Genomic DNA, 11065 nt, shown 5'->3' on the forward strand with positions numbered 1-11065 from the left:
GCCTTCAATCGCGCGCGGCTGCTTTGCACGTCCAGCTCGCTGCCTGCACCGAGTTCCCAGCGCGCTTCGGTCAGCCGCTGGGTATCACGGAGGTTGACCAGGGTGCGCTTGGCGACCGCGATGCGCTTCTGGGTACCCCGCAGTTCGAAGTAGTTGCGTGCCACTTCGGCGGCCACGGTGACCTGGGCATCGGCAAGGTTGTCCTGCTCGGCACCCAGGTCGGCGCGCGCCGCTTCGGACGCGCGGCGCTGGCGACCGAACAGGTCCAGTTCCCAGCCGGCGTCGAAGCCAAGCTGGTAGGTTTCGCTGAATACCCGCTCGCCGCCGACGGTGGCGTCGGGCTGCTTGCGGCGGTCGTAGCTACCGTCGGCGGTGACGTGCGGCAGCTGGTCCAGACGCTGCTCGACGAACACCGCGCGCGCTTCACGCACGCGGGCCATCGAAATGCGCAGGTCCAGGTTGTCGCCGAGTGCGTCATGCACCAGCTGTTCCAGTACCGGGTCGTCGAACTGCGCCCACCMGCTGGCGACCGGCGAGGCGTTGGTGAACACCGGCGCGGCGGCGCCCTGCAGGGTCACCGGCTGTGCCGGTGGCGCCTGGTAGTTGGGGCCGACGCTGACGCAGCCGGCCAGCAGCGCGCTGGTCACGGCCACGGTCAACAGGCGGATCACCATGGCAGCACCTCGCCGAGGTAGGTGAAGCTGCCGTTCGGGCCGTCGGCGCCGATCAGCGCCATGCCCACGCTCGAGCGTGCGCCTTCGCTGACGTCGATCTCGCCCTCGCCACCGTTCATGTCGGTTTTGACGTAGCCCGGATGCACGGTGTTGACCTTGGTGGTGCTCTCGCGCAGCTCATAGGCCAGCTGCACCGTCCAGGCATTCACCGCGCTCTTGGAGGCGTTGTAGGCCGGCACGGCGAAGCCGTAGATCGACGAGCCCGGCTGGCTGTGCAGGGTCAGCGAGCCGAGGATGCTGGACACGTTGACGATGCGGCCGGCCGGCGAGGCGTTGAGCAGCGGCAGCAACGCCTGGGTGACGGCAATCACCGCGAACACGTTGGTGTCGAAGGTGGCGCGCCAGGTATCCAGGGTCTGTGCCGACGGCGCCAGCTTGGGGTCGTCGAGCAGGACGCCGGCGTTGTTGACCAGGATGTCCAGGCGCCCGTGGCGTTCGGTGACGGTCTGCACGGCGGCGGCAATGCTGGCGGCATCGCCGACGTCGAGCTGGATCGCTTCCACCGGCAGGCCTTCGGCCTGCAGCTTCAGCGCCTCGGCCACGGCGACGTCGCGCTTGCGCCCGGCCAGCAGCGTATGCACGCCGGCCTGGGCCAGCTGGCGGACGGTTTCCAGGCCGATGCCGCGGGTGGCACCGGTGACCAGGGCGATCTTTTGGGTAGCGGTATTCATGTGAAAAACCTCGCGGGGGACGGAATCAATGGTGGATGGTCGGTTCGCCGTGGGTGACCAGCTGCCCGCCGCCATTACGGCTGACGAACTTGCGCAGGGCCACGTAGAACACAGGGGTCAGGAACAGGCCGAACAGGGTCACGCCCAGCATGCCGGCGAACACGGTGATGCCGGTCACCGAGCGGACTTCCGCACCGGCGCCATGGGACAGCACCAGCGGCACGGTGCCGGCGATGAAGGCGATGGAGGTCATCACGATCGGACGCAGACGCAGGCGGCAGGCTTCCAGCGCGGCTTCCACGATCCCCTTGCCACCCATTTCCAGCTCGCGGGCGAACTCGACGATCAGGATCGCGTTCTTGCACGCCAGGCCCATCAGCACCACCAGGCCGACCTGCACGAACACGTTGTTGTCGCCACCGGTCAACCACACGCCGAACAACGCCGACAGCAGGGTCATCGGTACGATCAGGATCACCGCCAGCGGCAGGGACCAGCTTTCATACAGCGCGGCCAGCACCAGGAACGCCAGCAGGATCGCCACCGGGAACACGATGAAGGCAGCCTTGCCCTGGGTGGCCTGCTGGTAGCTCAGGTCGGTCCATTCGGTGGTCATGCCCACCGGCAGCACCTTGGCGGCAATGGCGGTCAGGTTGTTCATCGCTTCGGCCGAGGAGAGCATGCGCGGGTCGGCTTCGCCGGCCAGATCGGCCGCCGGGTAACCGTTGAAGCGCAGCACCGGGTCCGGGCCGAAGGTCTCCTTGACGGTCACCATCGAGCCGATCGGCACCATCTCGCCGCGATCATTGCGGGTACGCAGCTTGCCGATGTCCTCCACGTTGTTGCGGAACTGGCCGTCGGCCTGGGCGATCACCTGCCAGGTACGTCCGAACTGGTTGAAGTCGTTGACGTAGGACGAGCCGAGGTAGGTCTGCAGGGTGTCGAACAGCTCGGTCAGCTGCACGCCCTGGGCCTTGGCCTTGACCCGGTCCACTTCCGCATCCAGCTGCGGCACGTTGGCCTGGTAGCTGGTGATCGGGAAGGCCATGCCCGGGGTCTGCGCCACCGCACCCTGCATCGCCTGGACGGCATTCTGCAGCGCGCCGTACCCCAGGTTGCCACGGTCTTCGATGAACATCTGGTAGCCGTTGCCGTTGCCCAACCCGAGGATCGGCGGCGGCATCATCGCAAACGCGAAGCCTTCCTGCAGGCCGGCGATCTTCTGGTTGATCTCGGCGTTGATCTGCGCAGCAGTGCGGCCATGGCGCTCGTTGAACGGCTTGAGCGGAATGAATGCCACACCGGTGTTGGGCGTGTTGGTGAACTGCAGCGCGTTCAACCCCGGGAACGAGATCGTGTGGGCCACGCCCTCGGTTTCCTGGGCGATCTTGGCGACCTTGCGCAGCATTTCATCGGTACGCGCGATCGACGAGCCTTCCGGCAGCTTCACGCCGGCGATCAGGTACAGCTTGTCCTGGGTCGGGATGAAGCCCGGCGGCACCACCTTGAAGATGAAACCGGTGGCCACCAGCAGCACCGCATAGACCAGGAACACCGCACCACGACGGCCGAGGATCTTCGACACGCCGCGCTCGTACTTCTCCGAGCTGGACTTGAAGAAGCGGTTGAACGGACGGAACACCCAGCCGAACAGACGGTCGATCAGGCGGCTCGGGCCATCCTTCGGCGCGCCATGCGGCTTGAGCAGGCGCGCGGCCAGGGCCGGCGACAGGGTCAGCGAGTTGATCGCCGAGATCACCGTGGAGATGGCGATGGTGACGGCGAACTGCTTGTAGAACTGACCGGTGACGCCGGACAGGAATGCCATCGGCACGAATACCGCACACAGCACCAGCGCGATGGCGACGATCGGGCCGGACACTTCGCGCATCGCCTGGTGGGCGGCGGCCAACGGAGTGAGACCTTCCTCGATGTTGCGCTCGACGTTTTCCACCACCACGATCGCGTCATCGACCACGATGCCGATCGCCAGCACCAGGCCGAACAGGCTCAGCGTGTTGATCGAGAAGCCCAGCAGGTACAGCGCGGCGAACGTACCCACGATGGACACCGGCACGGCGATCAACGGAATGATCGAGGCGCGCCAGGTCTGCAGGAACAGGATCACCACCAGCACGACCAGCGCGATGGCTTCAAGCAGGGTGGAGACCACGGCCTTGATCGAGTCGCGCACGAAGATGGTGGTGTCATACACCGCCTCGTACTTGACGTCGTCCGGCATGGTCTTCTGCATTTCGTCCATGCTGGCCATCACCGCATCACGGATATCCAGCGCATTGGCGCCGGGGGCCTGGAAGATGCCGATGCCGACCGCGTTCTTGCCGTCCAGCTGCGAGCGCAGGGTGTAGTCGCCGGCACCCAGTTCCACGCGTGCCACATCGGACAGGCGCACCACTTCACCGTCGGTACCGCTCTTGAGCACGATGTCGCCGAACTCTTTTTCGCTGCGCAGGCGGCCCTGGGCGTTGATCAGGGTCAGGAACTGGCTGTTGGGCATCGGCTCGGCACCGAGCTGGCCGGCGGAGACCTGCACGTTCTGCTCGCGCATGGCGCCAACCACATCGCTGGCGGTCAGGCCGCGCGCGGCAACCTTGTCCGGGTCCAGCCAGGCGCGCATGGCGTAGTCGCCACCACCGAAGATCTGCGCATCGCCCACGCCCTGGATGCGCGCGAGCGCGTCCTTGACGTGCAGGCGTGCGTAGTTGCGCAGGTACAGGGTGTCGTACTTGCCCTTGGGCGAGGTCAGGTGCACCACCATCAGGAAGGTCGGCGACTGCTTCTGGGTGGTGACACCCTGTCGACGCACGTCCTCGGGCAGGCGGGCCTGCGCCTGGGCGACGCGGTTCTGCACCTTCACCGCCGCATCGTCCGGGTCGGTGCCCGGGCGGAAGGTGATGGTCATCTGCAGCACGCCATCGGAGCCGGCCACCGACTTGAGGTACATCATGCCCTCGACGCCGTTGATGGCCTCCTCCAGCGGGGTGGCCACGGTTTCGGCGATYACCTTGGGGTTGGCGCCAGGATACACGGTGCGCACCACCACCGACGGCGGCACCACGTCCGGGTACTCACCGATGGGCAGCATCGGAATGGAGATCAGGCCGGCGGCGAAGATCACGATCGACAACACCGCCGCGAAAATCGGCCTGTCGATGAAGAAACGGGAAAAGTCCATGGGTGGATTCCTGGGGTTTCACCAGCGCCGGCGTGCACGACTCCGGCCGCTGTCGCGGGCGACAGCGGTGGCGGGCTCCCCTGCACGGGGCGATGGCAGACACGGTAGAGCCGACGGTGGGGTCGGCTGCTACATGACGGTAGAGCCGACTGTCAGTCGGCTGCCTTTAATTCAATGCAACGGGTGCCGTCGCAGGCGCAGCCGGCGCGGCAACCGGCTGCATGGCAACGACCTTGGCCTGCACCGGCATGCCGGGCATGAAGACCTTCTGCACGCCGTCGATGATCACCCGGTCGCCGGCCTTCAGGCCCTGCTGCACGATGCGCAGCCCGTCGGCGTTGCGGCCCAGGGTGATGTCCTGGCGCTGCGCCTTGCCTTCCTTGTCGACCACGTACACGTACTTGCGGTCCTGGTCGGTGAGCACGGCCTTCTCGTCGATCAGCATGGCCTGGAACTGGCCGCTGCCGAGCAGCTGTACGCGGGCGAACAGGCCCGGGGTGAAGGTGCGGTCGGCGTTGTCCAGCAGCGCGCGGACACGGATGGTGCCGGTGCTGCGGGTGACCTGGTTGTCCAGGAAGTCGACCTTGCCTTCGTGCGGGTAGCCCTCTTCGCCGGACAGGCCGACCTTGACCGGCAGGTCGCTGTCGCGCTCGCTCGGGCGCTCGCCCTTGCGGGCCATCTGCGCGTAGCGCAGGAAGGTGCCTTCGTCGGCATCGAAGTACACGAACACCTTGTCCAGCGAGACCAGCGTGGTCAGCACGCTGGCGCTGTCGCCGGCGGTGACCAGGTTGCCGGCGGTGACCATCGCGCGACCGGCGCGGCCGTTGATCGGGGCACGCACCCTGGTGAATTCCAGGTTCAGGGCCGCCGCATCCAGCGCGGCCTGCGCGGCCTGCACGCTGGCCCCGGCCTGGTCGGCCGCGGCGCGGCGCTGTTCCCAGGTTTCGGTGGAGATGGCCTGCTGGTCGGACAGCTTCTTGGCGCGCTCGGACTCGCTGCGGGCCAGCGTGGACTGGGTGCGGGCGCGGGCAAGTTCGGCGCGGGCGCGGTCGTACTCGGCCTGGTAGCTGCGGGCGTCGATGGTGAACAGCACATCGCCCTTCTTCACTTCCTCGCCCTCGACGTAATTGACCTTGTCGATATAGCCGGACACGCGCGGACGCAGCTCCACGCTCTGCACCGCTTCGACGCGGCCGCTGAAGTCATCCCACTGACTGACCGGCTTGATCAGCACCGGCGCGGCACTGACCGAGGGCGGCGGCGGCATGCCCGCTTCTTCGGCGTGGCCGCCACTGCAGGCGGCCAGCACGGCCGCGGCGAGGATCGACACGCCGGCCATGGCCAGCCGTCGGGTGATACGGGAGGGGGTGGAAATCTGGGAGGTCATGACATGCATCCGTACGGAGGGGGGTGGTGATAGGAAATCTGAGCGCGGGGCGACGTGGGTGGCGTAGCCTGGGACCTGAACCTTGGTAGAGGTCAAGCGGTACCGGCGACGTTGCGCAGCGGTGGGGGAGGCCAATCCAGGTGCAGCAGGCCCCGCGGCAGTTCGGCATCGCGGGCGTCGCAGCGGACGATGGCGCGGTTATCCGTACAGTTGTCCAGCAACGACACCAGCCGGCGCCCGACCAGCAGGGCGCTGGGCCATTCGATGCAGGCGTTGGCCGCGTTGGTGGGCGTGCACACCGGGCTGCACACTTCCAGCATCTGCGCGCGTACGCCCAGCGCCTGCGCTTCCTGGTGCAGCACCTGCGCGTACATGCGCGTGGTGGACATGGTGATGGACGACTCGCCATGCCCGGCCCACGGCTTGAAGCCGGCCGGGCCGCCGACCAGCACGTAACGCAGGGTGTGTGCGCCACCGCGCAGCAGCGGCAGCAGGTGGCGGCCAGCGTGGACGTGCGGCATCACGTCGGCCTGCAACGCCTGCAACAGGGCATCGCCGCTGCGGTCGGTCACCCGGCCGCGGTTGTACGGGCCGCCCATCGCATCGACCACGGCCGCCAGCCTGCGGCGCCGCGTGCCGATGCGCTCGGCCACGGTGCGGGCCGAGCCGTCGTCGCCGAGGGAGCCGAGCAGGGTTTCCAGCCCGGGCTCGTCGGCGAACTGTTCCTGCAGGGCGGCCAGCCGAGCGGGGTCGCGGCTGACTACCAGAACCGGGCTGCCGGCCTCCAGCAGCGCAGCCACGATGCCCTGGCCGACACTCCCGGTGCCGCCCAAGACCAGGACCTCGGGGGCCAGCGTCCCACTCATGGGACTTTCACTCCCGCCGCCGGGATAATCCCAATCCGGCCCAGTCGGTCGCCATGGCGGGCGCCGAGCTGCAGACTGCCGCCGCGCTGCAGGTTGGCCGGTGGGGTGAACTCACGGAAAGCCTTGTGGGAGAAGCCGGAGGGGCGCCTCTCTACGGTCATCGCCAGTTCCAGCGGGGCCTTGCGGCCGCTGAGCACGCGGCCAAGAATGTTCCGCAACCACATGGTTGACGTCCTTCGTTTCGGGAATGGCGCCAGATTAGTCCTCAAATTGCTACTTGATTAGTCCGGATTAAGGGGAATAATCATCCCGTTCCCGGCACAATCTATCGGGCAACCTACCCCTCCCCGACTTCGGACCCCGTCATGGCACACGATCTCAACGACACGCTGATCTTCGTCAAAGTGGTCGAGCAAGGCAGTTTCATCGCCGCGGCCACTGCACTTGGCCTGCCCAAGACCACCGTCAGCCGCAAGGTGCAGGAACTGGAAACGCGGCTTGGCGCGCGCCTGCTGCACCGGACCACCCGCCGGCTGGGCCTGACCGAGGCCGGGTCGGTCTACCACGAGCATTGCCAGCGCATCGCACGCGAGCTGGAAGAAGCCGAAGGCGCGGTCAACCAGCTGCAGTCCGGCCCACGTGGCTGGCTGCGTTTCACCGTGCCCTACTCGATCGGCATCACCTGGATCGCACCGCTGCTGGGCGAATTCCATGCGCAATATCCGGAAATCCAGCTGGACATGCACCTGGGCAACGAGAAGCTGGACCTGATCGCCGGCGAAGCCGACCTTGCCTTGCGCGTGGGCACCCTGCCCGACTCCAACCTGGTGGCGCGCAAGCTTGGCAGCCTGCGCACGCAGGTGTTCGCCAGCCCGGCCTACATCGAACGCTATGGCGAGCCGCTGCATCCGGACGAGCTGCAGTTCCATCGCATCCTGGCGATGCGCAAGGCACGCAACCTCAACAACAACCGGTTCTTCTGGCAGCTGGGCGAAAACGGTGGTGACCTGCGCGATTTCCCGGTCAATCCGCTGCTGGTCGCCAATGACCCCTCGGCGTTGAACGGCGCGCTGGTGTGCGGCGAAGGCCTGCTGCTGACCGGTGATGTGATGGCAAAACCCTTCGTCGAATCGGGCATGGTGCGGCGCGTGCTGGCCGGCTGGACCGGACCGGAGGTGGACTTCAACGCGGTGTTCGCCGGCGGCCGGCTGGTCTCGCCGAAGGTGCGCGCCTTCGTCGATTTCCTGGTCGCCAAGCTCGACTTCGACGCCAACTACATGCTGGCGCAGTGTCCCAACGCCAAGTACGCCAAACAGCACAACGCGCAGGCCGAAGACGAACTGCAGGCCACCGGCAAGCGGATCCTGGAGACGGTCACCGCAGGCTGACCGACGGCGTAGCCGAACACGGCCTCCCTACCTGACAACGCCGCCTCCGGGCGGCGTTTTTTCGTCCGCGACGACGCGCGGATTGTCGCTAACGGCACGATCCTGTTTTTCACCCTTCGCAATGATGCAGAAGGTTTATGAGCGAACCCGGTCACGTCTCGATGCGTGGGACGGCGTTATTTCTGCGCCGCGTCACGTTAAGCAACGTCCTGGCGACGCCACGCGTTTTTTCGTCCGCGCCCGAGGACTAGCGTCCGCCCCACTCGACCCGGCCACCCCGGCCGGACGCACTGGAGGGGAAGACATGCATCACCCGTTCCGTACGTGCAGGATCCAACCGCGCAAGACCACCCTGTCCCTCCTGCTGATGGCGATGTTGACGCCGCTGCCCGCGTTGGCCCAGAGCACGGTCGGGGACATCCTCGGGCATGTCCCCGATGCCGCCGGCGGCAGCGTCCAGATCCGCAGCCTGGAGGCCGGCACCTCCCGTGACGCCCGCATCAGCGCCGACGGCAGGTTCCGCCTGCCGGCCTTGCCGACCGGACAGTATGACGTCCGCATCACCCGCACCGACGGCACCACCGATCAACGCCAGGTAACCGTGGTCGCCGGGCAGACCACCCAGGCCGATTTCGCCAAGGCCGCCACGCTGGAAGCGGTGAACGTGCGTGCCAGCAGCGTGGCACCGATCGACCTCGGCAGTGTGGAGACCCGCACCACCTTTACCGCCGAACAGCTCAACACGCTGCCGGTTGCGCGCGATGTCACCAGCATCTCGCTGCTCACCCCGGGTACGGTAGCCAGCAGCAGCTTCTTCGGGCCGGCCTCGTTCGGCGGTGCATCGGCGGCCGAGAACAGTTACTACATCAACGGCTTCAACGTCACCAACCTGTTCGACAGCCTGTCCTTCGCCGAAGTGCCCTTCCAGGCCATCGACCAACTGGATGTGCAGACCGGCGGCTATGGCGCGCGTTACGGGTTTTCCACTGGCGGGGTCACCAGCGTCAACGTCAAGCGCGGCACCAACACCTGGAAAGGCGGGGTCAGCTGGACCACGGCACCGGACGCCCTGCGCGAAAATGCGCCCGATACGCTTCGCACCGATGGCAGCATCCTGCGTTCGTACGACAACAACCGCCAGTCCAGCGATGTGTTCAGCGCCTGGGCCGGCGGCCCGTTGATCGAGGACAAGCTGTTCGTGTTCGCGCTGGGCAGCCTGACCCGATCGGACAAAACCGCCTTCGGCGGACGTTCGTCGAGCAACCCGCGCAGCGCGCGCGATCCGGACACCCCCGTGCCGCCCACGTCGCTGGCGGCGTCTGCACAGGACTACCGCGCGCGCGATCCCTACTGGCTGCTGAAACTCGACTGGTACCTCAACGACCGCAACCACCTGGAATACACCGGTTTCGACAATCGCCGCCGCTACCGTTACGACTATTACGACACCGAGTACGCCAGCGACCAGCCTGGTGCGGCAGTAGACAAGGGCGACTACCGAGGGCGCCTGGAAGGCCGCTCCGGCGGCACCACCAACGTGTTCAAGTGGACCAGCCAGCTCGGCGATGATGTTACCGCCAGCCTGCAGCACGGGCGCATGCGCAATACCAACGGCGAGTACACGATCAGCCCGGACGGACAGCGTGGCGACTACGATGGCGACATCAACGCCGCCGACGGCGACTGCCCTTACGTGGTCGACCGCGTACTGGGCAAGCAGGTGGGCTGCGCGGTCAACAGCCAGCTCGGCCTGCGTGCGGGCAGCAACGAGCGCAGCAACACCCAGGCCGACCTGGTCTGGCAGCTGGGCAACCATCAGCTCGGCGGCGGCTACAGCAAGGAGGACTGGACCTCGGTGCAGGGCACCGCCTATTCCAGCGGCGCCTACTGGAACCTCTACGCCAACTACGCACAGCGCATCGATTTCCGCACCGGTGGCCGCATCGGCGTCAAGCAGGCGTCGTGGTACCTGGAAGACCATTGGCAGGTCACCGACCGGCTGATGCTGTACGCCGGGCTGCGCAATGATTCGTTCGACAACCGCAACGGCAGCGGCGCGACGTTCGTCAAGCAGTCCAATATCTGGCAGCCGCGGCTGGGCCTTTCGTGGGATCCCACCGGCGACGGCGACAGTAAGCTGTACGCATCGCTTGGCCGCTACTCGCTGCCCATCGCCGCCAACGTGGCACTGCGCGCGGCTACCGCGTCGTACTACACGATGGATTACTACACMTACGACGGCTACGACCCGGTCACCGGCAAGCCCAACATCACCGGCTCGTATCGCAACGGCAGCGCCGACAGCGTAGTCAACGGCGCCGACGGCAGCACGCCCGATCCGCGCGCGGTCGCATCCCGCGGGTTGAAGCCTTACACGCAGGACGAGGCGATCCTCGGCTTTCAACGGCAACTGCGCTCCTCCAACGATTGGGTCGATGGCTGGACGCTGGGCGCCAAGATCACCCTGCGCCGGATCAATCAGGTGATCGATGACACCTGCGATTCGCGATCGTTGTACAACGCGGCCAAGGCGGCCGGCTACGACGTCTCGCATTGGGACAGCGAATGGGAGGTTCCGGGCGGCCTGCCCGKCTGCTGGATCTTCAATCCCGGCAGCGACCTGACCCTGGACATTGATGTCGATGGCGACGGCAAGCCGGACACCATCACTGTTCCTGGCAGCGAACTGGGCCCCAAGGCCAAGCGCAGCTACCGCTCGCTGAGCCTGTCGGCGGAGAAGCGGACCGAACGCTGGTATGCCAGCGTCAACTACACCTGGGCCAAGCTGTACGGCAACTACGAAGGCCTGGTGAAGAGCACCAA

The 11065-nt window shown here is 66.6% G+C and carries 8 protein-coding genes; 2 read left to right on the forward strand and 6 right to left on the reverse strand.

Translation table 11 applies throughout. From position 1 onward, the window contains the following. The 6 genes from ACXJKH_RS08135 to ACXJKH_RS08160 form a co-directional block, all read right to left on the reverse strand. Window positions 1-674: TolC family protein (locus ACXJKH_RS08135; protein ID WP_457319046.1), on the reverse strand; the 674-nt coding region annotated here is incomplete at its 3' end. Beyond that, window positions 668-1405 (reverse strand): SDR family oxidoreductase, encoded by a 738-nt coding sequence (locus ACXJKH_RS08140; RefSeq protein ID WP_457319047.1) that lies wholly within the window; start codon window positions 1403-1405, stop codon window positions 668-670. The genes ACXJKH_RS08135 and ACXJKH_RS08140, both read right to left, overlap by 7 nt. 25 nt (window positions 1406-1430) lie before the next feature. Further along, window positions 1431-4601 (reverse strand): efflux RND transporter permease subunit, encoded by a 3171-nt coding sequence (locus tag ACXJKH_RS08145; protein WP_256774036.1) that lies wholly within the window; start codon window positions 4599-4601, stop codon window positions 1431-1433. Window positions 4602-4767: 166 nt separating this feature from the next. Further along, window positions 4768-5988 (reverse strand): efflux RND transporter periplasmic adaptor subunit, encoded by a 1221-nt coding sequence (locus ACXJKH_RS08150; RefSeq protein WP_457319048.1) that lies wholly within the window; start codon window positions 5986-5988, stop codon window positions 4768-4770. A gap of 92 nt (window positions 5989-6080) precedes the next feature. Continuing rightward, the gene (locus ACXJKH_RS08155; RefSeq protein ID WP_457319049.1) at window positions 6081-6854 is read right to left on the reverse strand and encodes an SDR family NAD(P)-dependent oxidoreductase; all 774 of its coding nucleotides are present in this window, start codon (window positions 6852-6854) and stop codon (window positions 6081-6083) included. After that, window positions 6851-7078 (reverse strand): hypothetical protein, encoded by a 228-nt coding sequence (locus ACXJKH_RS08160; protein WP_256774039.1) that lies wholly within the window; start codon window positions 7076-7078, stop codon window positions 6851-6853. Before ACXJKH_RS08160 ends, ACXJKH_RS08155 begins: the two co-directional genes overlap by 4 nt. Window positions 7079-7219: 141 nt before the next feature. On the opposite strand from ACXJKH_RS08160, the gene ACXJKH_RS08165 reads away from it, so the two are divergent. Next, a complete protein-coding gene (locus tag ACXJKH_RS08165) occupies window positions 7220-8242 on the forward strand; it encodes a LysR family transcriptional regulator (RefSeq protein ID WP_256774040.1) in 1023 nt (340 codons plus the stop codon). 304 nt (window positions 8243-8546) lie between these two features. Next, window positions 8547-11065 (forward strand): TonB-dependent receptor (locus tag ACXJKH_RS08170; RefSeq protein WP_457319050.1); only part of this gene is annotated, 2519 nt, incomplete at its 3' end.

The sequence above is a fragment of the Stenotrophomonas sp. P5_B8 genome (genome assembly GCF_054049855.1).